Source organism: Loktanella sp. R86503 (assembly GCF_042466455.1).
Lineage (GTDB): Bacteria > Pseudomonadota > Alphaproteobacteria > Rhodobacterales > Rhodobacteraceae > Loktanella.
Genome location: NZ_JAXHCI010000001.1, coordinates 118,506 through 144,598, shown reverse-complemented (window position 1 = coordinate 144,598; position 26,093 = coordinate 118,506). Strand labels below are relative to the sequence as shown.

Sequence of the window (26,093 nt, the reverse complement as noted above, 5' to 3'; positions counted from 1 at the left end):
AACCGGGCCGGGGGCGGACACCCTTAACCGCATTTTACCCATGCAAGGGGCAGCCCATGCTCTCGTTCTTTTTGCGCCGACTTGTCATCGCGATCCCGACGATCATTCTGATCTCGGTCTTCGTCTTTGGCTTACAGAAAATCCTACCCGGCGATCCGCTGCTTGTCCTTGCGGGCGAGGAACGCGATCCTGCTGTGCTGGAATTCCTGCGCGAGAAATATCGCCTGAATGATCCTATTCCGGTGCAGTATATGACTTGGGCGGGCAATGCACTTGGCGGCGATCTGGGCACATCGTTCCGCACCAATCAGCCAGTGACGGAACTGATCGGGCAAAAGCTGCCCGTCACGATCCAGCTGGCATTGATGTCACTGATCTTTGCCGTCTTCATTGGCATTCCCGCAGGCATCATGTCCGCCTATCGTAAGGGAACGGTCACCGATTATATCGCCAACATCGTCGCCCTGTCCGGTCTGTCGATCCCGAATTTCTGGCTGGGGATCATGCTAATCCTTCTGGTGTCCGTGAAATGGCAACTGCTGCCCGCGTCCGGGTATGTACCGCCGAGCGAGGATTTCTGGCTGTCGATCAAGACCATGCTTATGCCTGCCTTTGTGCTGGGCACGGCATTGGCTGCAACCTTGATGCGGCATACGCGGTCGGCAATGCTAGGCGTGTTAACCTCTGACTATGTGCGTACCGCCCGCGCCAAGGGGCTGTCCGAACGCAAGGTCGTGCTAAAGCATGCCTTTCGCAATGCCCTGACACCGATCGTCACCCTAACCGCGCTGCTGTTCGGTGAATTGATCGCAGGTGCTGTCCTGACAGAGCAGATCTTTACTATCCCCGGCTTTGGCAAGTTGGTCGTCGATGCCGTCTTTAACCGCGATTACGCTGTGGTGCAGGGCATCGTTCTGGTCACTGCCGTCGGGTTCATCGTCATGAACCTGCTCGCCGATATGGCCTATTTCCTTCTTAACCCCCGGCTAAGGAGCAACTGATGGCTGCCGCTGATACAAACGTTGCCAAGACGGCGCCTGCAATGGACCTTGCCCCGTCTGAAAACCGCGTCTGGAAGAAATTCCGCAGCCATAAATCAGCGATGCTGGGCGGTTTCCTTGTGCTGTTCTTCATCACGCTTGCGCTGCTGGCCCCCGTCCTGCCGATCCCCGATCCGGCGGCGACGGACTGGGGCGCGATCCGCAAAGCGCCATCCGCTGCGCATTGGATGGGCACGGACGATCTGGGCCGGGACGTGCTGTCGCGTATGATCTGGGGCGCGCAGGCGTCCTTGCTGGCCGGTGTCATTTCCGTTGCGATCGCAATGGCGATTGGCGTGCCTTTGGGGATCATCGCTGGCTATTTCGGCGGCTGGCCTGACGCCATCATTTCCCGCTGTACCGAAGCGCTGCTTGCCGCGCCTTTCCTGATCCTTGCCATCGCGCTGGCCGCCTTTCTTGGGCCGTCACTTAGCAATGCGATGATCGCGATCGGCATTTCGGCCACGCCGCTTTTCATCCGGCTGACGCGCGGCCAAGTGCTGAACGTCAAGGTCGAGGATTACGTTGATTCAGCCCGCGCCATTGGCCTGCCAACGCGTCTGATCCTGTCGCGTTACATTCTGCCCAACGTGCTGCCACCGATCCTTGTGCAAGCCACTTTGACCATTGCCACAGCAATCATCGCCGAAGCATCCCTGTCCTTTCTCGGCCTTGGCCAGCAACCGCCCGCGCCCTCCTGGGGCTCGATGCTGAATACAGCCAAAAACTTTTTGACCCAGGCGCCCTGGATGGCGCTTTGGCCCGGCATTTCGATCTTTCTGGTGGTGCTTGGCTTCAACCTTTTGGGCGACGGTCTGCGCGACGCCCTTGATCCTCGCGAACACTAAAGGGACCACCCCATGACTTTTACCACCCGCCCCGAAATCCGTGGCACCTTCGGCGTTGCAACCTCGACCCATTGGATTGCTTCTGCCGTTGGCATGTCGATCTTGGAACGCGGCGGCAATGCCTTTGACGCTGCTGTCGCCACCGCAATCACGCTGCAAGTGGTAGAGCCGCATCTGAATGGCCCCGCTGGCGATATGCCTGCGATATTTCAAAAAGCAGGCGAGGATGTGCAGGTGGTCTGCGCGCAAGCCCCTGCACCAGCAGGTGCGACCTTGGAACATTACAAGGCCCAGAACCTGACCCTGATCCCCGGCTCTGGCTTACTGGCAACCGTGATCCCCGGTGCCTTTGACGGCTGGATGCTGATGCTGCGCGATCACGGCACCATGAGCCTGCGCGACGTGCTGACACCTGCGATCGAATATGCCCGCGACGGCCATCCCATGTTGCCCCGCGTTGCCAATACCATCGCTGGATTGGCAGACTATTTTGCGCAGCATTGGCCCACCAGCGCCGCGGTTTGGACGCCGAACGGCAAGACCCCCGCGGCTAATGCCTTGTTCAAAAATCCCGACCTTGCGAACACCTACGACCGCCTCGTGACCGAAGGTGAAACCGCAGGCGATGACCGTATCGCCCAGATCGATGCCGCCCGCCGCGCGTGGTCGCAAGGGTTTGTCGCCGATGCGATCGACGCCTATGTCCAAACCGCCAATGTCATGGACGTGTCCAACGAAAAGCATATGGGCGTGCTGACCAAAGCTGACATGGCCGGCTGGTCTGCCACCTACGAGCCGTCGCTGTCGTATGACTATCACGGCTGGACCGTGCATAAAACTGGCCCGTGGTCGCAGGGGCCGGTGCTGCTTCAGACCCTTGCGGTCCTTAAGCATTTCGACCTTGCCGCAATGGACCCGATGGGCGCCGAATTCACCCATACGGTGATCGAGGCGATGAAGCTCGCCTATGCCGACCGCGAAGCCTACTACGGTGACCCTTTGCACAGCGATATCCCGATGGAATACTTGCTGTCGGATGCTTACAATGCGGATCGCGCAAAGATGATCAGCGCACAGGCCAGCTTTGACCAGCGTCCAGGCCGCCTGCCGGGGCTCGAACATCTGGCCGACGCCTATATCGCGCGTGCCGCGCATGATTTTGGGGCCGCCGACGCCGCCCCCCAAGAACCGACAATGGCGCACCTGACCGAAAAGCGTGGCGACACGGTGCATCTGGATATCATCGACCGCTGGGGCAATATGGTCGCGGCAACGCCCTCGGGTGGATGGCTGCAATCAAACCCCGTCGTGCCCGGCCTTGGCTTTCCATTAAATTCGCGCGCGCAAATGTTCTGGCTCGAGGAAGGTCTGCCGACAACGCTGGCCCCCGGCCGCCGCCCGCGCACAACGCTGACGCCGTCACTTGCAACACACGAGGATGGGCGCCGCTTAGTCTTTGGCACGCCGGGCGGTGACCAGCAGGACCAATGGCAGTTGGTGTGGTTCTTGCGCTTTGTACACTGGAACATGGAACTGCAGGCCTGCATGGATGCCCCGTTGTTTCATTCCATGCACTTCCAAGGCAGCTTTTACCCCCGCGAAGCCAAACCCGCAGAGATGATGCTAGAGCCCGCCTTCGGCAAGGATGTCATCGCAGACCTGCGCGCACGCGGCCATATCGTGCATGTCGCCGAACCCTGGTCTGTCGGCCGCCTGACAGCGGCTTTACGTGATCCGGATGGTATCATGCGCGCCGCCGCCACGCCGCGCCTGATGCAGGCCTATGCCGTGGGACGCTAAACCATGGCCCCATGGCTATTCCCGCAGGACAACAATGATAGCGACCGGTTTTTATGCCCAAAGCACGGTTGTAGCGGTGCGGCCATGACTGGCGACACAAGGCGCACGGCCGCGTCAAAGCAACCCATTGTGCAGGAATTGCTGACAAACGCGGCCATTGCGCAGACCAATGCGCAAAGCGTAGCATCCGTGCAGTCGAATGCACCTTGCGCTGTGAATACATGAACCAACCCCTTAAACATCGCCTTATGACCCTGATCGAAAGCGAGTTACCTGCGGATGGCCGCCTGCCGACGGAACGCGCGCTGGCAGAACGCTTTGGCACGTCGCGGCGATTGATCAGACAGGTACTGGACGATCTGGAAATCGAAGGGTTGGTCTGGCGCAAGCAAGGTTCGGGTACCTTCGCCGGACATCCCCAGGATCCGACCGGCGATCTGGCCGCCCGTATCGCGGGCGAAACCGATCCTATTCAGGTCATGGAAGCCAGACTGTGCATCGAACCGGAACTGGCCGCGCTCTGTGCGGTGCGCATGACGGATGCGGAAATTCTGCGATTGCGTACGCTGGCCACGCGCCAAATTGCGGCAGATGCGCAAACCATCGAGTTGTGGGACGGTGCGTTGCACCGCCTGATCGCGCAATGTGCCCGCAATCGCCCGCTGTTGACGGCCTTTTCCCTGCTGGACCGTATCCGGTCAAATCCGGACTGGGTCCATGTGCGCGCAAAGGCGCGCAGCCGGACATCGATGGCCGTCCCGCAAAGCGAACACGAAGTGCTGATTGCAGCCATCACCGCGCGCAACCCCGCCGCGGCACGCCAAGCGATGCACGATCACCTTAGCGCGCGTTTTGACGCACTGAAGATTGAATTTAATACAGGCGTCGCCGACCTTGCTGAATAAACTGGTTCGGCAATGACCCCAGTTTTGTTTCACTCATTTTACTGAGTGTGGGACCGTGTGGGGCACCGTGTTCCAATTTTCAAAGGTCGATGAAATGTCGGATGAAAAGCACTTAAACCAAGTTATCAAAATGCACAAAGTTCGCTCTGGTGCTATGCTTTATTGATTAAACTAAAAAACAAATCTCGTTTCATGTACTAATATGCCTAGCATGACGGCCAGGCCAATAAACCTTTTGCGCATGACTGCCTCGCATCAAATAGATGCCTGCTGGGAAACGGTCTGATATGGCCAGCCAAATCGGCACAGGTGCCCCTTTCGAAAAATCGCACTGCATTCTAGTGTCGCAATAATTGCAATTCGCAGGGGGGGATACCATGCAATTCGACCAAGATGGCGATACCGGATTCTGGATAGATGACCGCGAGCATCACGCATTTCTACGCCAGGATGCACAGCGCCAGATTGACGTCTTTCGCCAAATGATCCGCCCTGATGGCGGCTTTGATCTGCCAGGATGGGACGGCTCCCCTTTGCCGGATGCCCCGCAAGAATTGCATACGACGACGCGTATGGTCCATTCCTTTGCGCTGGCGAAATGTTTTGGCTTCGACGATTGCGATGCAGTCATTGACGCGGGAATGGACTATATCTGGAAAATGCATCGCGACGCGTCGCACGGCGGATATTTTTGGTCTGTCGCCCGAAACAAAAGCGCGGCGGATGACAGCAAACTTGCCTATGGTCACATGTTTGTGCTTCTGGCGGCCGCGACAGCCAAGCAGGCAGGCCACCCGGACGCGGACCGATTGCTGATGGATGTCACCGAAATTCTGGACACCCATTACTGGGAAGAGTCTCACGGGCTTTATGCCGACGAATTTAACCGCGACTGGACCCCGTTTTCCACCTATCGCGGCATGAATGCGAACATGCATGGCGTCGAAGCGCATCTCGCAGCGTTCGAGGCGACAGGACAGACGCGCTATCTTGACCGCGCGGGCCGGATCATTGACTTTTTTGTCCACCGCATGGCGCCTGACAATGACTGGCGGTTGCCGGAACACTATACCTATGATTGGACCGTTGATCGCGACTATGCGGGAAATCCGATGTTTCGCCCGGCAGGGACGACTCCCGGTCACAGTCTCGAACTGGGCCGCCTGACGCTGCAACATTGGGATTTGGCTGGGCGTCCGGACAACGCGGCCCCAATGGCCGCCCGCCGACTGATCAGCCAAGCCATCACCGATGCTTGGCGCCCTGACGGCGGGTTCATCTACACCATGAAAGACGGAAAACCGGACCGAACCGTGCGGTACTGGTGGCCCGTAGCAGAGGCGATCGGCGCCCTCGCCGCACTCATCAAACTAGATCGGCGCCCGAGCGATGAAGCTTTGTACCGCTCATTCTGGCAATTTGCCAAATCCCATTTGATTGATCCGGACCATGGCGGCTGGTTTCCCGAACTTGATGACGCCGGTCATCCAGCCCAGCATCAGTTTGTCGGAAAACCTGATATTTATCACGCCCTTCAGGCCGATTTGCTGCCCCTCACACCGCATCTGTCGCGGGCGACGACGTCTTGATTCTTCCTTCTTCTGGTTAAAAATATCCTGGGGGGTACGGGGGGCAAGCCCCCCCGCGGATCGGCGCGGCCATGCCGCGTCGATCCCCCATGCCGCTCGCCTTAACGCCGCCCGCCCGCCAAGGCTGCAGCTTCCGGCAGACGCCGCAGCCACATCATCGCAATTGCCCCGATTGCCGGCCCCGGCACCAAAACGGCAAAGGCCCATTGCCAACCGCGCAGCCACTCTGCCACCATCGGCATGATAGAAATGGCAACAACTGTCAGCGCGAACCCAAAGCCAAGTTGCAATGTCACCGCAGTTCCGACAAACCGTTGGTCCGCCAATTCGGTCACGGCCGCTGAAAACTGCGCACTATCACCAATAACTGAAATACCCCAGATGATCGCGACGCACGCCAACAGCCAGCCCGGACCATCGAAGGTAAAACCAATCAGCAGCGCGCAAGTTGCAGACACGGCCATCATACCTGCTGTCGTCAGGCATCGACCAATCCTGTCGGACAGAACGCCCCCCAGAATGCAGCCGAATACGCCTGATCCGACAACGACAAAGCTTAGCATCGATGCAGATCCCAACGGAAACGGTGTTAAACCGCCCTGGGCCGCAGCCGTTCCAAAGGCCAGAAACCAGGCCCACATGGCATAAAGTTCCCACATATGGCCAAAGTAACCAAGATTTACCAACATCAACGGTTTTTGGGTAAAGACGCGCAGGCATTGTCGCGGATCAAAGGTTGCGCGGCCGAAACTATGCGGCCCCTCGCGCAGAGCCGCCGCGAACAAAATTGCAGCCGCCAGCGTTGCCAGCGATGTGGCGATAACGACGGCCTGCCACGCAATGCCAGCGGTCAAGGCCCGGAACAAATGCGGCATGGACGATCCAAGCGTTAACGCCCCGATCAAGAACCCAAGAGCAAGCCCGCGCCCGCGCAAGAACCATGTTGCCATCAGCTTCAACGCCGGCGGGTAAACCCCAGCCAAGGCAACGCCGGTGACAAACCGCGCTGCAATCGCGCCGCCCGGCGATGGCTCCAGTAACAATGCGGCATTTGCAGCGGATGCGATCAGTGCGCTGATAGCCATCAGTTTTTGCATGCGCACCATGTCGGGCAAGTTCACAATGCTCGACGCCATCGCCCCTGCGACAAAGCCCAACTGCACCGCGTTTGTCAGCCACGCTGCTTGCGACAGGCTCAGGTCCCAATCCAGCAAAAGTTCCGGAATGATCGCTGTGGCAGAAAACCACGTCGTCATGACGCCTACGACGCCAAGGCAGATCAATGCAAGCGCAGGCCAGCGGCCCGGTGCAGGGCCATCAATCAAAGTTGTCATCGTGAATTCCTGTGCGCTTTATCAAAGCCAGACTTATGCGGGTTTCATCCTTGTCAGCAACCGCGTTGCAGCCGGGTCACGCAGCGATGATCAGCTGAGCAGGGTCGATTCCGGCAGTGCTGCGGCCTTGCGATCAAAGGTATAGCAGGTTGTTGCCCCTGCATCACGTCCGGCCAAGGCAATCATCTGATCCGCAAATCCCGGCCCGCCATGGCGATACCGCGACAGCGCAAGTCCAACGCGGTCAGGGTTTTCAACTGCAAGCTCCTCGGCCTCCAGTACCGCATTAAGGGCCTGCGCAATGGTCATACGGTCAAAACCATAGGCGCGTTCCAGCACCCAGACGGTTTCGATTATGACCTCGCGGGCGATAAAAGCAGGGGACTGCGGCGTCAGCGTATCAATCAGCGCCGTAACAAGCGCAGCTTGTGTGGCATCATCAGATGTCAGAAACCGCACCAGGACATTTGTATCAATCGCAATCACGCCTTGTCACAGGCTCCTGCACCAATTGCATCGTCCATCGCTTGCAGAGTAACGGGTTCCGCAGCATCACGCCGCAATATGCCAGCCAGCGATGCCGCAGGCCGGCTGCGCATGATGCGCACCTCTCCGCCGTCGAGGATCAAATAGCGCACGCGGTCACCTGCCTGCAACGATAAAGCCTGCCGCACATCGCGCGGCAAGGTTGTCTGGCCTTTGGTGGTCAATGTCGACTCTTGCATTGCGGTCCTCCTGCGCCATGAATATAAGCGCATGCCCTTACAAAATCAACAATCGCATTACTTTGGATAAAATTGCCGCTCAGGCGTTCCGGGCGGCAATAAGTGGATTATACGTCGGGCAAGCCAGGCAGGATCTTGTCCATCGTTGCAGGCAAATCGCGCACGCGTACACCTATTGCATCATAGATGGCGTTAATAATCGCCGCACCTGCCCCGCAAATTCCCAACTCTCCGATGCCTTTTGCCTGCATCGGGTTGGCATATGGATCGCGTTCTTCGATGAAGTTTACGCTTAGCTGCGGCACGTCGGCGTTAACCGGGATGTGGTACTCCGCCAGATCGTGATTCACCAGGTGACCATCGCGGGTATCCTGAATCAGCTCTTCTGTCAGCGCCATGCCGATGCCGAATGTCATGCCGCCCAAACACTGCGAACGCGCGGTTTTAGCATTGAGGATCCGTCCGGCAGCAAAGCTGCCGTGCATTCGGCGCAGGCGCACTTCGCCTGTCACGCTATTCACGCCAACCTCACAAAAGAACGCGCCGAACGTCGCCTGACGAAACTCCTTTTGCGTCTTTCCAGGCTCGATCGCGCCTTCGACCACTAACGGAGCATCGCCGATCAGATCGGTTAGCGGTGTCTGTTTGTTCGCAAAGGTTGCCGTGCCATCCTTCAGCGTCAGATCGCCTTCTTCGCAACCCAATTTGCTCGCAACGGTCTGGCGCAACTTTTCGCAGGCAAGATAAACAGACGATCCAGCAGAGGACGCCCCCCAAGAGCCGCCGGATCCGGCTGATTTTGGCAAGTTGCTATCGCCAAGCCGCGTTTCGAGCCGGTCCTGCGACACGCCAAGCATTTCGCCGGCGATCTGCGCCAGAATGGCATAGGTTCCGGTTCCGATATCTGTCATGTCCGTTTCGATCAGGACCGAACCATCGGGTTTCAGCGTCACGCGCGCATGGCTTTCGCCAATCATATTGACCCGCGCGGCTGAAGACATGCCGTATCCGATCAGCCACTCGCCGTCAGTTGCACCCCTTTCGCGGTCTGCCCAGCCGAAAGCCGCAGCGCCGTCGTCCAGCGCCTCTGCCAGCTTGTGGGACGAAAACGGCTTGTCCTCGCCGGGCGAGCGTTCAGGGATGTTGCGCTTGCGCAGCTCTACGGGATCGAGCCCGGTTGTAATGGCAAGTTCATCCATTGCGATTTCCAGCGCGGTCAGGCCGACGGCCTCTCCTGGTGCGCGGACTGAACCGGCGCAGGTCTGGTTCACGCGCACAATTTCCATATGCGTTTCGCGGTTTTCACCTTTGTACAGGAACGGCGTAGCCTGCGTGACAGGTTCGGCGAACACCTCGTCCGGCAGTTGCGACACGCGGGCGGTATGGCCGATCCCGGTCAGAACGCCATCCTTGTCGGCTGCCAGCTGAAAGTGCTGCACCGTTTCGGACCGGCGCATGACGTTTTCAAAAACCTGCTGACGTGTCAGCATTACAGACACCGGAGCACCCAGTTCTTTGGCGGCCAGCGCCGCAGCGACGGCATCGGGGGAAATGCCCAGTTTCGACCCGAACCCACCGCCGACATAGGGCGCCAACAGGTGAACGTTTTCAGGATCAATCTCAAGCGAGTCCGCCACCTCGTTCACGTTGTATTTCAGCATTTGGTTCGATGCGCGAAGTGTCAGCTGATCGCCGTCCCACCATGCAATCGCGCTATGCGGCTCCATCGCAGCAGAGTTGTGGCCCGGCGTGGTGTAGCGCTGATCCACGGTAAAGGCGGCGTCCTTCATAGCTGCCTTTAAATCGCCCATGCTTGATTGCTTGTCGTCAGGCCGCTCGACCTTCACCCCGTCCGCCTTTGCGTCAGGGACAGCAGCGGCAGGCGTCATGCGCAGTTCCAGCGCCTGCGCACCATGACGGGCGGCTTCAAAGGTTTCGGCGACAACCAAGGCAACAGGCTGGCCGATATAGTAAATCTCGGCGCTGCCTTGCACGGGGGCCTTGTTGGCAGTGCCCTGCGCTGGATTGCGCAGAAATTTGTCGCCCCACATCACCTTGCTCACGCCCGGCATCTTTTCAACCGCCGCAGCCTCGACACCGTCAAGGGTGCCGCGTGCAATGGTTGCCCGCACCAGCACGCCATGTAGCATACCAGGCTGATGGGCTTCATGGGCATAGGTCGCGGTGCCCGTTACCTTCAACGGGCCTTCCGGCCGGTCCATGGTCGTGCCCAGAATACCCTGCGCCATATCATCCAACCGGTTGCGCGTGTCCGGCTTGTCCATTTTCAAATGAGCGTTCATGCCGCGTCCTTTCCGCAAAGTTCTTTCAAGGTCGCGATCAGTGTGCGACGCGTCAGCGGCACCTTGAAGGCGTTGTCCTTTTGCGGTTTTGCATCCGCCAGCAGGATATCCGCCACTTTGGCAAACAAAGCAGGACCAGGCTCTTGCCCGATCAGTGCTTTTTCAACCGCCGGATCGCGCCAAGGCTGCGATCCGATGCCACCAAACGCAAGTGCGGCATCCGTAATCTTGCCGCCATCCATCTGCACACGCGCTGCAACCGACACCATGGCAAAGGCATATGACGCCCGGTCACGCACTTTGCGATAGGTCTGCGCACCCTTGGCCGGCGCGGGCAAAGTTACAGCTACAATCAGGTCGGATGGTTCCAGCACGGTTTCGATATGCGGTGTCTGACCGGGCAAGCGATAAAATTCAGCCAAAGGCACAGACCGAACCGCGCCGTCCGCACCTTCGATTTCGACAACAGCATCCAGCAGGCGCATCGCCACGGCCATGTCGCTGGGATGGCTGGCAATACAGGCGTCAGAGGCGCCCAGAATGGCGTGCAGCCGTGCTGCACCTTCCATCGCCTGACATCCACTGCCCGGCTCGCGTTTGTTGCAAGGCATGGCGGTGTCGTAAAAGTAGTAGCATCGTGTGCGCTGCAGCAGATTGCCGCCCGTCGTCGCCTTATTGCGCAGCTGGCCAGACGCGCCAGCAAGCAATGCCTCACTTAAGACAGGATAATGTTTGCGCACGGTCATATCGGCGGCCAGATCGGAATTGCTGACAAGCGCACCAATGCGCAGCCCACCATCGACTTCGGTAATCTGGTGCATATCAAGCCGGTTGATATCGACCAGCTTGTGGGGGGCCATCACTTCCAGCTTCATCAGATCTAGCAGATTAGTCCCGCCTGCAATGAAATTGGCCCCCTGCCCCGCCGCGCGGGTGGCATGGGATGTGCTGTCGGCACGGATATAGTCAAAGGGTCTCATTTGCGGCCCTCCGCGGTTTCACGGATCGCGTCGACGATATTGGGATAGGCAGCACAGCGGCACAGGTTGCCAGACATCCGCTCTGAAATCTCGGCATTGGTCAGATCAACCGTGCCGGTCAAATCATCACTGACATGGCTGGGCCAGCCATCCTTCACCTCTTGCAGCATGGCCGTTGCTGAACAAATCTGGCCGGGGGTGCAATAGCCGCACTGGAAACCGTCGTGTTTGACAAAAGCGTTCTGCAGGTCGGACAGATTACCGGGCTGACCAAGGCCTTCGATCGTCGTGATCTCGTCCCCGTCATGCATACAGGCTAAGGTCAGGCAGGAATTGATGCGCCGCCCGTTGACGATCACCGTGCAGGCACCGCACTGGCCATGGTCGCAGCCTTTTTTGGTTCCAGTCAGATCAAGGTGGTTGCGCAAGGCATCCAGCAATGTGGTGCGGCTATCGGCATCAAGCTGATGCTCTTTGCCATTGATCACAAGGCTCGTTTTCATCGGGCCGTCCTTTGTTGGGAATGTCTGGCATTGCAATGTTTTGCTATGCCGGACGAACCCTTGGTCTGGCCGTCTGGTTCCGTGAAAAGTGTAAAACCGGCTAGTTGGTCGCCTGATAATCCTGCAGGTGGACATTGGGTCCCGCAAAGCGTTCAACCATTGTCACAGTACCAGCCTGCATGGCGAAATATGTCAGTGTTGCCATGGCAATGGCTGCGAATGCGCCTGTGGTGAATGCGGTCATTCTGCCGGCCCTCCCTTGCCACCTTCTAGCTCGTTCAACCAGATTTCATGATGCTCCTTGGCCCAGTTTCGATCCACCCGGCCGCCCCACATCGCCCAGAATGCACCCTGCATACCAACGGTGCCGATATAGATGTGACCGATAAAAATCGCGATCAGCAAAAGGCCGATGATCGCATGAACCAGCATGGCCCAGGACATCGTGCCCAGCGTGGCCCAGTAGTAAGGGAACATCAGTGTCACACCGGACACCACCATCAAGGCGCCGCCCAAAACGGCTGACCAGAAGATCAGCTTTTGTCCGGCATTGAATTTCTTGGCGGGCGGGTTCGGGCCGCCGTCGGAGGCCATGCCGCCCATGACGCTTAGCCACTTCAGGTCGCGCCATTCAGGGATATTCCGCCCCATCCACATCACGGCCATCAGCAAGATGCCGACAGCAAAGGACGGAAAGAACATCATGTGACCCCATGTCGAAATCCATCCGGCCCAGCCCAAAACTGTCTCTCCGAATGGCATCAAAAGTGTTTTGCCGTAAGCAATTGTTAATCCAGTCACGGCAAGACCGATAAAACTGATCGAGGTCATCCAATGGGTTGCGCGTTCAAACAGATTGAACCGTTTCACAGTGCGGGTGCTGCGCCCATGGGCAATTGGCACTCGGCCCCGAACCGCCAGGATCAACGCTAGCAAAAACCCCATGCCAAGGATTGCCATCGCTCCCAGATGCACCGCCAGATCGGCCACGCCAAGGCGCCAGTCACGGGCAAAGGGCCGTTCGAACAAGGCAGCATTGGCGTAGGGCAACGATGATATCCCTTCGGTGCGCTGCGCAGGACGCAACAATGCGCCAGTGTCGTCGCCATAGATCGACCAGCTTTCCGTTAGCTTTTCGCCGTCCACCATTGGCTCTGTCGTCATCATCGTATCGGGTACAACGTTATAATCGGGCCTTTGCTGATCCGGCGACGGACCCGTGGCAAAGCGTTCATCCTGCAGCGTCGTGCGATCGGCCAAAGCCTGCCCTGCCAGCAGCGCGCTTGGCGCGTCCTGCGCGCCCATTTGCGTTCCGTTGTATTCGGTCACACCCCAGCGCACCTCGGGAATCGTACGAGCATCACCGTCAAAGATTTCATAAACCTGCCAAACCAGCGCAATCGCCAGCAAGACCGCAACTATTGCGCCGCCAATGCGATAGCGGACAAAGTCGCGCCCACGGACCAAAACGTCGTCGCTCATGCGCCATCCTCCGGGTAATAGGCCGTTTTCCAGCCCCAGGCACCAGAGCCAAAGCCACGTGCCACAACTCTTTCGCGGTAAATGTCTGCGATCTCTTCTCCGTCGCCCGCCAACAGAGCGCGGGTCGAACAGACCTCGGCGCAGATTGGCAATTTGCCTTCTGCGATGCGGTTGCGGCCATATTTGGCAAACTCTGCTTCAGAGCCGTTTTCCTCTGGTCCGCCTGCGCAATAGGTGCATTTGTCCATCGTGCCACGTGTGCCGAACAGGGTTGCGCGGGGAAACTGCGGCGCGCCAAAGGGGCAGGCATAAAAGCAATAGCCGCAGCCGATGCAGGTATCCTTATTGTGTAACACAACGCCGATATCGGTCTGGTAAAGCGTACTGACCGGGCAGACCGCAACGCAGGGCGCATCCGTGCAATGCATGCAGGAAATCGCTACGGATTTCTCGCCAGGTTGGCCATCGTCGATGGTGACGACGCGCCGCCGCACCATGCCCCAGGGCACCTCGTGTTCATTTTTGCATGATGTAGCGCAGGCGTTGCATTCAATGCAGCGATCCGTGTCGCACAAGAATTTCAAACGTGCCATCAGACAGCCTCGATCCGGCAAAGTGTTGCCTTGGTTTCTTGCATTTGTGTCACGATATCATAGCCATAAGTCTGAATCGTATTCGTCGCCTCGCCAAAGACATAGGGCTCGGTGCCGACGGGATATTTGGGCGTCAGGTCTTCGCCCATCCAGAATCCGGCAAAATGGAACGGCAGGAACACAGTCCCCTCGCCGACCCGTTTGGTCACAAGCGCCTTGACCTTGATCCGCCCGTTGGGTGACGCAATCCAGCAGTCATTGCCGTCGGTCACGCCAGCGCGATCCGCATCGGCCGGGTTGATTTCGACAAACATATGTTGCTGGAATTCGGCCAGCCATTTGTTCGATCGCGTCTCGTCACCGCCGCCTTCGTATTCGACAAGCCGGCCGGACGTCAGCTGGATCGGATAGTCCTTGGCATAGTCGATTTTTTGAATGCTTTCATAAAGCACCGGCACACGCCATTTGCGCTGGTCTTCGTAAGTTGCGTATTCCGGCAACAAATCGCGGCGGTTGGTCAGCAGCGGTTCGCGGTGTTTGGGGATCGGGTCGGGGAAGGTCCAGACCACACAACGCGCCTTGCCATTGCCATAGGGTGCAAGGCCGTGGGCGATCATGACGCGCTGGATGCCGCCCGACAGGTCGGTCTTCCAGTTGACGCGCTGAATCTTGTCGCGCAGCGTTGCATCGTCAGGCGCATCTTCTTGTGGATTGTCGGCCAGATAGCCTTTGATCGCAGTCAGGGCATTCGCGGGATAACTGCTAAAGTGCTCTGCAATCGCCTCTTGGTCGCTATTCAGCGTATCGCCTTCGGCGCCACCCCAGCTTTCGTTGATATTGTCCGATCCGCCTGATTGTTGCTGCAACGCTGCCAGCGTCAACTGGTCCATCGCCGCCTGCGCCTCTTGTTCTGTCATGTCAAACATGTCGTGGCGAAAGCGGTCAGCGCCGATGCTGATGATGATCAAACGCTCTTTCGCCGTCAGCTCGTTCGACCACCCCAAAGCATCCAGCATGCCAAGCGTGCCTTCCGGATAGCCGTCTTTGATTTCCGAGCCTACGGGAAAACTGCCTTCTGCAAGCAGGTTCTCACCTTCGTATTCAACGCCCCAACGCGCACGAAACGGCAGCCCGCCTTCGGCGACGGGCATCGTTGTATCATAAAGGATCGGCGTGCCGGGATGTTTGTCCACCGCATTGCCCCAGGCTGGCCAAGGCAGGCAGTAATAGTCACCCAGTACAGGCTCTGCCATGCCTTTCAGCGTGATGGAATCGAACTTGTCCTGATGCTTCATGTGCAGCTTAAGCCGTTCCGGGCTTTGCCCGGTATACCCGATGGACCAAGTGCCTTTGTTAATTTCGCGCAGCATATCGTCAGCGACGGGTTCCTTGTTCTGCACGGCAATGTGCTTGAACATCTCGTCAGCGAAACCGAAAGCCTCTGCCAAAAGATAGGTAATCTCATAGTCCGATTTCGCTTCGAACAGCGGGTCGAATACCTTGTCGCGCCACTGCAGCGACCGGCTGGAATTCGTGACTGATCCGTCAATTTCCGCGGTCGACGATGCCGGCAGCAAGTAAACGTCGTCCTGCTTTTCGGACATGATCGCAACCTGCGTTGGATGGGGGTCGATCACGCAAAGCACATCAACCTTATCAAGAGCTTCGCGTTGTTCCGGTCCGCGCGTGATGGAATTTGCCGCATGGCCCCAGAACATCATCGCCTTGACCGGATTGGGCTGGTCCAGATTATCTTTTGATTCCAAAATCGCGTCCATGTAGCGCGATAGCGGCATGCCTTCGGATTCCATCAGGCTTTTCGAACCAAACCGGCTTAGCATCCAGTCGTAATTGACGTCCCAGACGCGGCACCAATGCTTCCACGCACCTTCGTCCAGTCCGTAATAGGCTGGCAAGCTGTCACAAGACACGCCAAGGTCAGTCGCGCCCTGCACATTGTCATGTCCGCGGAAAATATTTGCACCGCCGCCCGATTTGCCAATATTGCCAAGAACCAGCTGCAAGATAGACGCAGCTCGGGTCTTGGACGATCCGACCGTGGATTGCGTCAGCCCCATACACCAGATCAGCGTTCCTGGACGGTTTTCAGCCAGCATACGCGCCACGCGCGCCGTTTGTTCGGCGGGAATGCCGCTGACACGCTCGACTTCTTCCAGCGTCCATTTTTGGACCTCTTCGCGGATCTGGTCCATGCCCCAGACGCGGGCATTGATATAGTCCTTATCCTCCCACCCTTGGGCAAAGATTTCGCGGACAAGCCCCAACATAAAGCCGATATCGGCACCGGGGCGGATACGCACATATTCGTCTGCGTGGGCGGCAGTGCGGGTAAAACGGGGGTCAACAACAATCATCTTGCCGCCGTTTTCCCGGCCCGCCAGCACATGCAACATGGACACGGGATGCGCCTCTGCGGGGTTGCCGCCGATAATCAGGATCGATTTGGCATTGCGGATGTCGTTAAAGGTATTCGTCATCGCACCGTAGCCATAGGTGTTTGCCACCCCGGCCACAGTCGTGGAATGGCAAATGCGCGCCTGATGGTCGACGTTGTTCGTTCCCCAAAAAGCCGCGAGTTTTCGAAAAATATAGCTTTGTTCATTGGAATACTTGGCCGACCCCAGCCAATAGACACTGTCAGGTCCGTACTGGTCGCGAATGTTCAACAGCTTTTCGCCCAACTCGGAAATTGCCTGATCCCAGCTAATCCGGGTCCATTTACCAGCGACCTTTTTCATTGGATACTTAAGCCGTCGATCACCGATTGCGATCTCTCGCATGGCGGCACCTTTGGCGCAGTGGGTGCCTTGATTGATCGGGCTTTCAAACGCGGGTTCCTGTCCGGTCCAGACACCGTTTTCAACCTCTGCCCAAAGCGAGCAGCCAACAGAACAAAACTGACAGATCGTTTTGTGATAGGTCGTGCCCAGCTTCGGCGGTACTGCGTCCTGTGCCTGGGCAACACGCCCGGCCGTGGCAGCACCGATAGAACCGAGCGCTAGGCCCGCCAGCCCGGAATTGCGTAAAAAATCGCGGCGCGTTGTGCCAACGCGCGGCGCGGCGGTTGTAATCGAACTTGTGCGGCGGCGTAGCATCGCAATCTTCCTTCTTAGGTCAGCTGCGGGCCAGCTTGTAATACGTGGCGACGTGATCTGTCGTATTGAACAGCGGCTGCTTGGGGTCCACCGGCACAGGTTCGGCAGCGGAGGCTTGGGCCGTCCCACCAAGCGCGAGGCTGGCAGAGGCAAGTGGGACACCAGCCAGCAAGCGCCGGCGCAGGGGATTGGGATTATCAGTCATGGTATTAACCTTGTCAGGACTAGGCTTGGTTCTAGACCGCACTTGCAACGCAGCAACCCTTGCCGCGATCACAATTTTCCCTGACCCTGATCTGCCGCAGGTTGTGCCCGCTTTTTAGGCATGGGCCTAAAGTGCAAAAGGATCCAGCAGCCGCGCTTGCAAAAGGTCGGGGCTCAAGTGAACCACTTCGCACGCCTGCCCCGGGCAAAGGTGCCCCGCCGTGCCGGGGCTTCGCAACACACCGGCAGGAGCAGAGGTCGCCATGGCAATAGCGCGTTCGCGTGTCACACCGCCATGTTCAGTCATAAAGGCGATCGCTTGCGGCAAGCTTAAATCAGCGCCGGCCAAGGTGCCGTCAGCCAGCGTCAATTGCCCCCCGGCCCGCGTGATCTGTCGGCCATTCAGCATGAAATCCGCCAGATCCGTCCCCGCCACGGCCATCGCATCGGACACCAGAAATAGCGCCCCGCGCACTTTTGAACGCACAGCCATGCGCAGGGCCGCCGGATGCACATGGATACCGTCCGCAATAAGCCCGGCCGCCCCAGCCCCGTCCAGTGTTGCACCCACAAGACCCGGCGTGCGGTGGCCAAATCCGCTCATGGCGTTGAACAGATGCGTTGTGCAATCTGCACCGGCCGCAAAGGCCGCAGCGCATGTATCGAAGTCCGCATTCGAATGCCCCAGCGACACGACCACCCCCGCTGCGGTCAGACGCGCAATCTGATCGGCGGATACGGTTTCGGCGGCAACAGTCACCATCAGGTTTCGCAGCTTTTGCGCCGCATCGCACAGGTGGTTTAAGTCGTCCTCTGTCATAGGCCGGATCAGGCCGGCACTATGCGCACCCTTTCGCGCGACACTTAGGTGCGGCCCTTCAAGGTGCAAACCAAGTAGATCCGGCAGCGCAACTCCGGCCGCGATCGCGGCACGTGTCACTGCCGCCGTGTCGGTAATCAGCGTTGGCAGCATTGCGGTGGTGCCCAGACCGCGGTGTGCAGCTATCATGTGGCGCAGGGTCTGGGCCGTTGGCGCATCGTTAAACATGACGCCGCCGCCGCCATTGACCTGTAAATCCACCAAGCCCGGCGCAAGGATGCCCGCCGGCATTCTGCGCACCTCGGCACCCTCCGGTGCCTGAGTAACAATGCCCGCACAAACTCCGCCTTCAATCAGCAGGACCGCAGCGGCATGCATCTGTGTGCCATCATGCACATCGCAACCTGTCAGCGCGATCAACCCCATGCGGCACGCCGCGCCAGCAACAGCGCCCCATCCAATGCACTGCCCGCCGGCTTAGCAAACTGCCGCCCGTCCCGGGCCATCCAAGGCTCCAGGGCCGCGCCCAGCCCACCCGTCAAAACAAGCGGCAGCTGGCTATCATAGGCCAAGGCAGCAAGCGCACGTTCAATCCATAAGATGGCCTGACGCAAAATGTCGGCAGCCGCCGGATCGTTTTTAGCGGTCCGCGTCACCAAAGGCGCAATACTGCCGTAATCCGCAGGACGCGCCTTTGCAGCGAAATCGACGATGGCGTCCGTGTCGCCCTGCCACCGCGCTAGCAGCGCATGCGCCATTGGTCCCATCGGCAGCATGTTGTCCACGGCTTCCAGTGTCGCACTCAGTCCTGCGCGCCCGATCCACGCCGCGCTGGCCTGGTCGGACAATTGCAAGCCCCAACCGCCGACAGCCCGCACGATGCCACCTGACGCAACGCCGACAAAGCTTCCCGTGCCCAAAGCAACCACCGCCCCGTCACTATCCCCTAAAGCACCCGCAATCATGGTGGGGCGATCCTCGGTCACGGTGCAGCGCAACAAATTAAGCGTTGCAATCATATCCTGCGCCTGGCCGGGCTTTCGCATTCCGGCAAGGCCCAGGAATCCCGCTGCGACATGTTCCATATCGGTGCCAGCAGCGTCCATCGCCTGTGCAATCGCATCTGCAACACTACCGCAGGCGCCGTCGAAATCGCTGGTCGCATTGGCGGGCCCGCCGAAGCCGACACCGACAATTTGCCCCTGTGCATCACACAAAGCGGCGCGGCAGCCACTGCCGCCACCATCCACCCCAAGGCAGAGATTCTGTTTCACGCCTGCCGCCTCGCTCCAGCTTTGCCGTGCAGTTTGCGCCAGCAGGGCCGGACGTACAAGGGCAGCGACCATGTCAGCGATAGCCTGCAATTCACCTGCTTGCTTATGCAAATCAGGTGCCAGCCCTACCCCGGCACCCAGCTTCGTCGGTCAGACCTCCTGAACAACCCCAAGCGCCACAGCCCCGCAGGCCAGCGTTCAAGCCGACTTCTTCTGGTCAAAAATATCCCGGGGGGAGGCAAAGCCGGGGGGCAGCGCCCCCCTCTTTCTTATCTTAATCAAAAACCAGAAGCCCCGCTTAATTGACCGGCGTCAGCAGGTCAGCTCCCCTCAAATGCGCTGCAATGTTATCGCGCTGCAATTGCGCCATGGCCGCGCGGGTCTGGACTGTAGCGGACCCCTGATGTGGTTGCAGGACGACATTATCCAAACCTAAAAAACGCGGATTGACCTGCGGTTCGCCAACAAAGACATCAAGCCCGGCACCCGCAATCTCGCCGCTTTCCAGGGCGTTCAGCAGCGCCTCCTCGTCAATCACCGACCCCCGAGAGATATTAATAATCACGCCCTGTGGCCCAAGTGCCTTGATAACTTCGGCAGATACATATTTTTCAGTCTCGGGCCCGCCCACCAAAGCGACAAACATAAAATCTACCGCCTTGGCCAGTTCTGCCGGATCCGCGTGATAGGTCCAGCCCGGCGTGGCTTTCTTGCTGCGGGCGTGATAGTGTATATCCATCTTGAACGCCGCCAACCGGTCCGCGATGTCTCGGCCGATCCGGCCCATCCCCATGATACCGGCGGCACCACCCGACAGTTTCCGATTCAGTGGCACGGGGCCGTTTTTCGCCCAGTCACCGCTACGCACATGTGCCTCTGCGGCCCGCATCTGGCGGCCTTGCATAAGCCACATCGCAATTGCCAGGTCGGCAACATCATCGTTCAGCACATCGGGAGTATTCGTGACCTTGATTCCGCGTGCGCTTGCTGCGGCAACGTCAATCGCATCAAAGCCAACGCCGTAATTTGCAATGACCTGCAGGTTCGGCAGCAAATCCATTTGTGCCCCGCCAAAGGCGTGATGCCCCATGTAGGCAACTGCTAGGATTCCGGCGCGCAGGTCCGATCCCAGCTCCGCCAGCGCCGATGGCTTACAGACAACTGTCGTCCCGAATGTATCGACCAGCGCGGCACGGTCGGCTGGGTTATAGCGGCCAATGGCCAGCGTCTGTGTCATAGAAAACCTTACATCATTAGTGTATCATCGGTGGCAGGACAGGTCAGCGCCGTCAATCACAGCCGCCCCTTGGGTTCGCCTGCCATAACACCTAGATGGTGTCGCAATACCGACCAGATGGAAAGTCAGATCATGAAACGCATCGCGCTTGGCGCACGCCCCGATCTTGCGCAAAAGGCCGACGATGCAGGCTTTACGTTTCATACCATGTATGGGGAACCTTACTGGGACGAAGATACGGCATATTCTTTTACGCTCGCCCAAGTCGAAAATGATATCGAAGACCCTACCAGCGAACTGCACGCGATGTGCCGCGAGGCGGCCGAACATATCGTCAAGTCAGAAGATCTGATGGAACGCCTTGCCATCCCGCGCGATCATTGGGATTTGGTGGCCGACAGCTGGCACACAGGCCAGTCAGAGCTATATGGCCGCTTTGATCTGATCTACGACGGCACCGGCCCGGCCAAGATGATCGAATACAACGCCGACACCCCCACCGCGCTGTTTGAAAGTGCGTCGTTCCAATGGGACTGGCTTGAGGACATGGTCGCCAGCGGTGGCCTTCCGGAGGGGAGCGATCAGTTCAATGGTATTTTCGAAGCGTTGACCGCACGCTTTGCGCATCTTTACCCCAAGGACACCGACATCCACTTCACAGCCGTGCAAGAACTGATCGAAGATTACGCGACCGTCGAAACACTAGCCTATGCCGCGCGTGCCGCTGATATGGGTGCGCATTTCGTCGATCTGGCGCAAATCGGTCTGACCGACGCAGGCCAGTTTGCCGACGCTGAATCCCGTGTCATTGGCAAACTTTTCAAACTCTACCCTTGGGAAGACCTTTTGCGCGATGATTTCGCAAGTCATATCGCAACTTCGGGCTGCCAGTTCATCGAACCCGCCTGGAAGGCGGTCGTGTCCAACAAGGGGATGCTGCCTGTCTTGTGGCGGCTTTTCGAAGGGCACCCCAACCTTCTACCCAGCTTTTTCGCAGACGACATCGCTGCAGGCAGCGATGCCGTGCAGCGCGCACAAGACGCGCTGTCGCAGGGCACCGTGACCAAACCGATCTTTGGCCGCGAAGGGGCCAGCGTGACGATTCAACGCGGCGATCAGATAATCGCCAAATCGACCGATCAGGACTACGCCAATCATCCGATGATTACGCAGGCTTATGCCAAAATGCCTGATTTCGATGGCTTCCACCCGATTATCGGCGCTTGGATCGTCGGTCAGACCTGCGTCGGCATGGGGCTGCGCGAAGACCAGTCGCGCATCACACAAAACCTAAGCAGATTCAAACCGCATTTCATTCAGCCTTAAAGCGACCTATATCCGGTGGGACCCAGACAACGCGAACCAAGGACAGACATCATGACGCCAGCGCGTATATCCAAACGATCACGCATCATGCCCGCCATCTTGATCGGCGCGTCTGCTTTTGCATTGGCCGGGTGCCAAGAAGAACAGGTTGATGCCAACGCGTTTCCAGACCTGGCATCTTGTGAAGAGGCAGCGAAGGATGGCACGCAAGTCTTTACGGTCGAAGATTGCGACACCGCCTTTGCCGAAGCGCTGACCGAATACGAACGTTCTGCACCACGTTATGATGAATTGGCCCTGTGCGAAGAACAGCACGGTGGTGGATGTGTCGCCCAGCAGACCAGCAGTGGCGGGTCGATGTTCATGCCGCTGATGGCTGGCTATCTGATGGGCAGCATGCTGAGCAACAACCGCGCCCAGACCCAGCCGCTGTATCGCGATGCTGCGGGCAAATACGCCACCGCGTCGGGCAGCACCGTCCTGAACGGCAACAAAGGCAGCGCCAAGATGTCCGCATCGAACTTTCGCCCTGCGGCGGCGGCCTCTGCACCAATGTCGCGGGCCTCGGTTCAGGCGACGGGCGGATTTGGTTCGTCCCGCACCAGTTCATTTTCCAACAGCCGCACCAGCTTTGGTGGCTAATATGCCGTATAGGCAGCCAGGCTTTTAGCAAAAGGCGCGGTTTCTGCATATTTCCTGCACATCCGGTTTTTATCATCTTCGAGGTAAAGAAACGGAAGTCCAGCATGACACTTACACGAGGCGCACCAACGCTTTTTGACACCATTCATATGGCTATTAGCTGCGATGATATCGGGCAGGCCTGCTATATTATCCAGACCATGCTGGGCGTACGCAATGGCGGGCTGGCGACGCTGCATTTTCCGGAACTGAATGATCCGGCAGATGATGGCAGGACAAGATGGCATAACTTGTCACCGCAAGGCAGATTAGACCGGATAACGGATTACATTGTTGCCGAACTAAACGTCTTGGACTACGCCGCAGATAGCAGGACCTTGCACATTCACGGTTTCAAACGTCTGCAATTGAGCACAGACAGGACAGCCCTGACGCACCATGTGCCGCAGGGCGGCGTCTGGCGCATTACCACAAAGGACGGCGCATCCGCGCCATGCCGTGGTGACAGCATTCGCGTCAATCACATTGATGAAGACGGTGAAACGGTTCTTTTCGCTGCAGAATTTGACTGGCAAAGTTTCAATCCCGACGCTTTGGTGGCACGTATCGCCGCCACGTATGGCCCGCTGGCACTGGGCTAGGCCTGGCAGGTATCATACGGTTTCGTGACGGGCTGCGCGGCGCGGTCACTGGAACCTGCGGGCGAACCATATCGTTCCTTTGGTGAATACCGAAGGAGACGTCATGTCTACGATTACGACAACCAATCCCGCAACCGGCGAGACGATCGCTACCTATCCACTAATGTCCGAAGCTGAAGCGACGGCAAAACTGGAAGCCTCTCATGCAGCGTTTTTGGAATGGCGCAAGCTATCCCATGCCGAACGCGCGCCGTATCTGACCAAGATCGCGCAAAAACTGCGCGACAATGCCGATGAACTGGCCGCCCTGATGACCCGGGAAACCGGGAAGCTACTGATTGATGGTCAGCGCGAAGTCGAAATCTGCGCCGCCATTTTCGAGTATACGGCCGAAAACGGACCAGACGCTTTGGCCGATGAAGACCGCACCTATGGCAAGGATGGCAACCGGGGCGTTGTCAGCTATCAGCCGATTGGTGTGATCTATTCCATCCAGCCTTGGAATTTTCCGTTGTATCAGCCGGTTCGCGTGCTTGCGGCCAACCTGATGGCCGGCAATGGCTGCGTGTTGAAACATGCCAGCATCTGCACCGGATCCGGCCTGCGCCTGCGGGAATTGTGCATTGAAGCGGGCCTGCCCGAAGACCTGTTTCAGGTCATCCTGATTGACCACGACACCAGCGACAAACTGATCGCCCACCGCCTTGTGCGCGGTGTGACATTGACCGGCAGCGACGGCGCAGGGCGGCACGTTGGCCAGGTGGCCGCGAAGGCCCTGAAGAAAACCGTACTGGAACTGGGATCGAACGATGCCTACCTGGTGCTGGAAGACGCCGACATCGAAACGGCTGTCAAGTATTCGGTCATGGGCCGGCTTTATAACAACGGCGAAACCTGCGTTTCGGCCAAGCGTTTCATCGTAACGGATAAAGTCTACGACGCCTTTGTTGATGCTTTCGTGGACCAGATGAACGCGATCAAACTTGGTGATCCGACCGATAGCGATAGCCAGCTTGGCCCACTGTCCAGCGAGGATCAGTTTAACACTGTAAGGGATCAGGTCGACCAAAGTATCGCAAAGGGCGCCGTTGCCCTGTGCGGCGGCAAGGCACCTGACCGCAAAGGGGCCTACTACCCTGCGACCGTGCTGGGCGATGTCGCCCCCGGCATGCCCGCATATGAAGATGAAATATTCGGCCCTGTCGCCGCAGTCATTCGCGCCAAAGACGACGAAGACGCCATGCGGATCGCCAACGAGAGCCGCTATGGCCTTGGCGGAGGTATCTTCAGCGAGGACGAAGATCGCGCACTACGTCTGGCCCGCGATCATTTTGATACCGGGATGATCCGCATCAATTCCTTCGGTGCCGCCGATCCCAACATGCCCTTTGGCGGCGTAAAGGATTCAGGCTACGGGCGGGAACATGGCGGGTTCGGCATCAAGGAATTCGTCAACGTAAAAGCGATCTATCTGCCATGATTACGCTTCACGCCCTGAAATATTCCCGCGCCACCCGCGTTCTGTGGTTGCTGGCCGATCTGGGTCAGCCTTGCAACCGCATCGATTATGACCGCACAGACGCGTTTCGTGCCCCGCCTGAATTGTCCAAGGTTCACCCCTTGGGCAAATCGCCGGTGATTGACGATAATGGCGCGCTGATCGCTGAATCCGCCACGATCCTGCGGTATCTGTCCGACAAGTTCGATGACGGCGGCCACAGGCCGGCAAAGGACACGGCAGATTATTGGCACCATGAGGCTTTGTTCGATTATGTCGAAGCCTCATTTGCGGATGTCGCACTCAAGGCCATCATGCCGGCTTTTGAAGGCAAACCGGTCCCGCAGGATGCGAAGGCCGTTCTGGACAAACACCTGCACTATATCGCTATGGCGATTGGGGACGGGCCGCTGCTGTTCGGCGACAAGGCTATGCTGGCTGACATTCAGATGTCCTATATCATTGCCTTGCTGGACAGGCTGGACCTGCTGAACAACCACCCGAAGATCGCCACCTATTGGAACGCGCTGCAACAGCAGCCCGGCTACATCGCGGCGACACGTTCTGCCGGGCCGATGGCCCCGCCGGCAGATTGAATAGAAAGGAACTATTATGACACTGAACATCCTCATCGCCGGTGCAACCGGCAAAACCGGCGTGCTGTTGACACAGGACCTGCTGGATCACGGTCACAGCGTGACCGCATTGGTGCGCGGCAGCTCTGACACGTCAGAATTGCCGGAACGCACTGCCCTACGATCAGGCGATCTGACCGACCTGCAGGACGGCGTTTGCGAGGGCATGGATGTGGTCATTTTTGCGGCCGGCTCTGGCGGCAGCACCGGAACGGAAATGACAGACAAGGTCGACCAGGACGGTGCTAAACGTCTGGTTGATCTGGCCAAACAGGCGGGAGTTGCCCGCTTCGTGATGCTTAGCTCTGTTGGCGCGGATCAGGAAAACCCGACCGGTGATCTGGCCCATTATCTGAAAGCCAAACATGAAGCGGATGAACACCTCAAGGCATCCGGTCTGCCTTTTGCAATAATCCGCCCAGTCGCATTGACCGATGATGACCCAAGCGGTGATGTCATTTTGGGCGACAAAGTGGATAAAACCGCAAAGGCTAGCCGTGCCGATGTGGCGGCTGTTCTGGCGGACGCCGCTATGACAGGCACTTTCGATGGGCAAGCCCTAAACATGCAGTCGGCCTGACCCGCATTTTGCGGATGC

At 58.3% G+C, this 26,093-nt stretch carries 25 protein-coding genes; 11 read left to right on the top strand and 14 right to left on the bottom strand.

All coding sequences use genetic code 11. From position 1 onward, the window contains the following. Positions 1-56 precede the first annotated feature (56 nt). From SJY10_RS00515 to SJY10_RS00495, 5 genes are all read left to right on the top strand, one after another. Positions 57-1,001 (top strand): ABC transporter permease, encoded by a 945-nt coding sequence (locus SJY10_RS00515; RefSeq protein ID WP_090188899.1) that lies wholly within the window; start codon positions 57-59, stop codon positions 999-1,001. Further along, a complete protein-coding gene (locus tag SJY10_RS00510) occupies positions 1,001-1,888 on the top strand; it encodes an ABC transporter permease (protein ID WP_386679076.1) in 888 nt (295 codons plus the stop codon). Before SJY10_RS00515 ends, SJY10_RS00510 begins: the two co-directional genes overlap by 1 nt. 12 nt (positions 1,889-1,900) lie before the next feature. Then, the gene (locus tag SJY10_RS00505; RefSeq protein ID WP_386679075.1) at positions 1,901-3,688 is read left to right on the top strand and encodes a gamma-glutamyltransferase family protein; all 1,788 of its coding nucleotides are present in this window, start codon (positions 1,901-1,903) and stop codon (positions 3,686-3,688) included. Positions 3,689-3,936: 248 nt separating this feature from the next. After that, entirely contained in the window at positions 3,937-4,593 is a 657-nt protein-coding gene (locus SJY10_RS00500) for a FadR/GntR family transcriptional regulator (RefSeq protein WP_386679074.1), read from the top strand. 377 nt (positions 4,594-4,970) lie between these two features. Then, positions 4,971-6,182 (top strand): AGE family epimerase/isomerase, encoded by a 1,212-nt coding sequence (locus SJY10_RS00495; protein WP_386679073.1) that lies wholly within the window; start codon positions 4,971-4,973, stop codon positions 6,180-6,182. 101 nt (positions 6,183-6,283) lie between these two features. On the opposite strand, the gene SJY10_RS00490 is transcribed toward SJY10_RS00495, so the two are convergent. From SJY10_RS00490 to SJY10_RS00425, 14 genes are all read right to left on the bottom strand, one after another. Beyond that, the gene (locus tag SJY10_RS00490; RefSeq protein ID WP_386679072.1) at positions 6,284-7,516 is read right to left on the bottom strand and encodes an MFS transporter; all 1,233 of its coding nucleotides are present in this window, start codon (positions 7,514-7,516) and stop codon (positions 6,284-6,286) included. Between the two features lie 90 nt (positions 7,517-7,606). After that, positions 7,607-8,002, bottom strand: a complete 396-nt coding sequence (locus SJY10_RS00485) for a PIN domain-containing protein (protein ID WP_386679071.1) — start codon at positions 8,000-8,002, stop codon at positions 7,607-7,609. After that, positions 7,999-8,241: an AbrB/MazE/SpoVT family DNA-binding domain-containing protein gene (locus tag SJY10_RS00480; RefSeq protein WP_386679070.1), complete on the bottom strand. Its 243-nt coding sequence runs from the start codon at positions 8,239-8,241 to the stop codon at positions 7,999-8,001. The genes SJY10_RS00485 and SJY10_RS00480 overlap by 4 nt, the downstream gene beginning before the upstream one ends. 107 nt (positions 8,242-8,348) lie before the next feature. Continuing rightward, positions 8,349-10,544 carry a molybdopterin cofactor-binding domain-containing protein gene (locus SJY10_RS00475; RefSeq protein WP_386679069.1) on the bottom strand — a complete coding sequence of 732 codons (2,196 nt, stop codon included), beginning with the start codon at positions 10,542-10,544 and terminating at the stop codon, positions 8,349-8,351. Then, positions 10,541-11,524: an FAD binding domain-containing protein gene (locus SJY10_RS00470; RefSeq protein WP_386679068.1), complete on the bottom strand. Its 984-nt coding sequence runs from the start codon at positions 11,522-11,524 to the stop codon at positions 10,541-10,543. Before SJY10_RS00470 ends, SJY10_RS00475 begins: the two co-directional genes overlap by 4 nt. Then, on the bottom strand, positions 11,521-12,027 hold the full coding sequence (locus tag SJY10_RS00465) for a 2Fe-2S iron-sulfur cluster-binding protein (RefSeq protein ID WP_386679067.1): 507 nt from the start codon (positions 12,025-12,027) through the stop codon (positions 11,521-11,523). Before SJY10_RS00465 ends, SJY10_RS00470 begins: the two co-directional genes overlap by 4 nt. 100 nt (positions 12,028-12,127) lie before the next feature. Continuing rightward, positions 12,128-12,271, bottom strand: a complete 144-nt coding sequence (locus SJY10_RS00460; RefSeq protein WP_386679066.1) for a hypothetical protein — start codon at positions 12,269-12,271, stop codon at positions 12,128-12,130. Next, on the bottom strand, positions 12,268-13,509 hold the full coding sequence (locus tag SJY10_RS00455) for a formate dehydrogenase subunit gamma (protein ID WP_386679065.1): 1,242 nt from the start codon (positions 13,507-13,509) through the stop codon (positions 12,268-12,270). Before SJY10_RS00455 ends, SJY10_RS00460 begins: the two co-directional genes overlap by 4 nt. Then, the gene (gene fdh3B, locus SJY10_RS00450; protein ID WP_386679064.1) at positions 13,506-14,102 is read right to left on the bottom strand and encodes a formate dehydrogenase FDH3 subunit beta; all 597 of its coding nucleotides are present in this window, start codon (positions 14,100-14,102) and stop codon (positions 13,506-13,508) included. The genes SJY10_RS00455 and fdh3B overlap by 4 nt, the downstream gene beginning before the upstream one ends. Beyond that, a complete protein-coding gene (locus SJY10_RS00445; protein ID WP_386679063.1) occupies positions 14,102-17,218 on the bottom strand; it encodes a molybdopterin-dependent oxidoreductase in 3,117 nt (1,038 codons plus the stop codon). The genes fdh3B and SJY10_RS00445 overlap by 1 nt, the downstream gene beginning before the upstream one ends. A 19-nt stretch (positions 17,219-17,237) precedes the next feature. Next, positions 17,238-17,423 carry a hypothetical protein gene (locus SJY10_RS00440; RefSeq protein WP_386679062.1) on the bottom strand — a complete coding sequence of 62 codons (186 nt, stop codon included), beginning with the start codon at positions 17,421-17,423 and terminating at the stop codon, positions 17,238-17,240. A gap of 126 nt (positions 17,424-17,549) precedes the next feature. Next, positions 17,550-18,668 carry an N-acetylglucosamine-6-phosphate deacetylase gene (nagA, locus tag SJY10_RS00435; protein ID WP_386679061.1) on the bottom strand — a complete coding sequence of 373 codons (1,119 nt, stop codon included), beginning with the start codon at positions 18,666-18,668 and terminating at the stop codon, positions 17,550-17,552. Beyond that, positions 18,659-19,627 carry a BadF/BadG/BcrA/BcrD ATPase family protein gene (locus SJY10_RS00430; RefSeq protein ID WP_386679060.1) on the bottom strand — a complete coding sequence of 323 codons (969 nt, stop codon included), beginning with the start codon at positions 19,625-19,627 and terminating at the stop codon, positions 18,659-18,661. Before SJY10_RS00430 ends, nagA begins: the two co-directional genes overlap by 10 nt. A gap of 187 nt (positions 19,628-19,814) precedes the next feature. Beyond that, the gene (locus SJY10_RS00425; protein WP_386679059.1) at positions 19,815-20,753 is read right to left on the bottom strand and encodes a 2-hydroxyacid dehydrogenase; all 939 of its coding nucleotides are present in this window, start codon (positions 20,751-20,753) and stop codon (positions 19,815-19,817) included. A gap of 132 nt (positions 20,754-20,885) precedes the next feature. Between SJY10_RS00425 and SJY10_RS00420 the strand changes: the two genes are divergently transcribed. From SJY10_RS00420 to SJY10_RS00395, 6 genes are all read left to right on the top strand, one after another. Beyond that, the gene (locus SJY10_RS00420; protein ID WP_386679058.1) at positions 20,886-22,079 is read left to right on the top strand and encodes a glutathionylspermidine synthase family protein; all 1,194 of its coding nucleotides are present in this window, start codon (positions 20,886-20,888) and stop codon (positions 22,077-22,079) included. 51 nt (positions 22,080-22,130) lie between these two features. After that, positions 22,131-22,721, top strand: a complete 591-nt coding sequence (locus SJY10_RS00415) for a DUF1190 domain-containing protein (RefSeq protein WP_386679057.1) — start codon at positions 22,131-22,133, stop codon at positions 22,719-22,721. A 104-nt stretch (positions 22,722-22,825) separates the two neighbouring features. Next, positions 22,826-23,362: a hypothetical protein gene (locus SJY10_RS00410; RefSeq protein WP_386679056.1), complete on the top strand. Its 537-nt coding sequence runs from the start codon at positions 22,826-22,828 to the stop codon at positions 23,360-23,362. 103 nt (positions 23,363-23,465) lie between these two features. Further along, positions 23,466-24,842 (top strand): NAD-dependent succinate-semialdehyde dehydrogenase, encoded by a 1,377-nt coding sequence (locus SJY10_RS00405; RefSeq protein ID WP_386679055.1) that lies wholly within the window; start codon positions 23,466-23,468, stop codon positions 24,840-24,842. Further along, positions 24,839-25,456 carry a glutathione S-transferase family protein gene (locus SJY10_RS00400; RefSeq protein WP_386679054.1) on the top strand — a complete coding sequence of 206 codons (618 nt, stop codon included), beginning with the start codon at positions 24,839-24,841 and terminating at the stop codon, positions 25,454-25,456. The genes SJY10_RS00405 and SJY10_RS00400 overlap by 4 nt, the downstream gene beginning before the upstream one ends. 16 nt (positions 25,457-25,472) lie before the next feature. Further along, the gene (locus tag SJY10_RS00395; protein WP_386679053.1) at positions 25,473-26,075 is read left to right on the top strand and encodes an SDR family oxidoreductase; all 603 of its coding nucleotides are present in this window, start codon (positions 25,473-25,475) and stop codon (positions 26,073-26,075) included. Positions 26,076-26,093: the final 18 nt, after the last annotated feature.

What these genes read in the sequence shown, in the direction of transcription:
- SJY10_RS00515 (WP_090188899.1), top strand. Translation starts at nt 57, where the DNA reads ATGCTCTCGTTCTTTTTGCGCCGACTTGTCATCGCGATCCCGACGATC.
- SJY10_RS00510 (WP_386679076.1), top strand. Translation starts at nt 1,001, where the DNA reads ATGGCTGCCGCTGATACAAACGTTGCCAAGACGGCGCCTGCAATGGAC.
- SJY10_RS00505 (WP_386679075.1), top strand. Translation starts at nt 1,901, where the DNA reads ATGACTTTTACCACCCGCCCCGAAATCCGTGGCACCTTCGGCGTTGCA.
- SJY10_RS00500 (WP_386679074.1), top strand. Translation starts at nt 3,937, where the DNA reads ATGACCCTGATCGAAAGCGAGTTACCTGCGGATGGCCGCCTGCCGACG.
- SJY10_RS00495 (WP_386679073.1), top strand. Translation starts at nt 4,971, where the DNA reads ATGCAATTCGACCAAGATGGCGATACCGGATTCTGGATAGATGACCGC.
- SJY10_RS00490 (WP_386679072.1), bottom strand. Translation starts at nt 7,516, where the DNA reads ATGACAACTTTGATTGATGGCCCTGCACCGGGCCGCTGGCCTGCGCTT.
- SJY10_RS00480 (WP_386679070.1), bottom strand. Translation starts at nt 8,241, where the DNA reads ATGCAAGAGTCGACATTGACCACCAAAGGCCAGACAACCTTGCCGCGC.
- SJY10_RS00475 (WP_386679069.1), bottom strand. Translation starts at nt 10,544, where the DNA reads ATGAACGCTCATTTGAAAATGGACAAGCCGGACACGCGCAACCGGTTG.
- SJY10_RS00470 (WP_386679068.1), bottom strand. Translation starts at nt 11,524, where the DNA reads ATGAGACCCTTTGACTATATCCGTGCCGACAGCACATCCCATGCCACC.
- SJY10_RS00465 (WP_386679067.1), bottom strand. Translation starts at nt 12,027, where the DNA reads ATGAAAACGAGCCTTGTGATCAATGGCAAAGAGCATCAGCTTGATGCC.
- SJY10_RS00460 (WP_386679066.1), bottom strand. Translation starts at nt 12,271, where the DNA reads ATGACCGCATTCACCACAGGCGCATTCGCAGCCATTGCCATGGCAACA.
- SJY10_RS00455 (WP_386679065.1), bottom strand. Translation starts at nt 13,509, where the DNA reads ATGAGCGACGACGTTTTGGTCCGTGGGCGCGACTTTGTCCGCTATCGC.
- fdh3B (WP_386679064.1), bottom strand. Translation starts at nt 14,102, where the DNA reads ATGGCACGTTTGAAATTCTTGTGCGACACGGATCGCTGCATTGAATGC.
- SJY10_RS00445 (WP_386679063.1), bottom strand. Translation starts at nt 17,218, where the DNA reads ATGCTACGCCGCCGCACAAGTTCGATTACAACCGCCGCGCCGCGCGTT.
- SJY10_RS00440 (WP_386679062.1), bottom strand. Translation starts at nt 17,423, where the DNA reads ATGACTGATAATCCCAATCCCCTGCGCCGGCGCTTGCTGGCTGGTGTC.
- nagA (WP_386679061.1), bottom strand. Translation starts at nt 18,668, where the DNA reads ATGGGGTTGATCGCGCTGACAGGTTGCGATGTGCATGATGGCACACAG.
- SJY10_RS00425 (WP_386679059.1), bottom strand. Translation starts at nt 20,753, where the DNA reads ATGACACAGACGCTGGCCATTGGCCGCTATAACCCAGCCGACCGTGCC.
- SJY10_RS00420 (WP_386679058.1), top strand. Translation starts at nt 20,886, where the DNA reads ATGAAACGCATCGCGCTTGGCGCACGCCCCGATCTTGCGCAAAAGGCC.
- SJY10_RS00415 (WP_386679057.1), top strand. Translation starts at nt 22,131, where the DNA reads ATGACGCCAGCGCGTATATCCAAACGATCACGCATCATGCCCGCCATC.
- SJY10_RS00410 (WP_386679056.1), top strand. Translation starts at nt 22,826, where the DNA reads ATGACACTTACACGAGGCGCACCAACGCTTTTTGACACCATTCATATG.
- SJY10_RS00405 (WP_386679055.1), top strand. Translation starts at nt 23,466, where the DNA reads ATGTCTACGATTACGACAACCAATCCCGCAACCGGCGAGACGATCGCT.
- SJY10_RS00400 (WP_386679054.1), top strand. Translation starts at nt 24,839, where the DNA reads ATGATTACGCTTCACGCCCTGAAATATTCCCGCGCCACCCGCGTTCTG.
- SJY10_RS00395 (WP_386679053.1), top strand. Translation starts at nt 25,473, where the DNA reads ATGACACTGAACATCCTCATCGCCGGTGCAACCGGCAAAACCGGCGTG.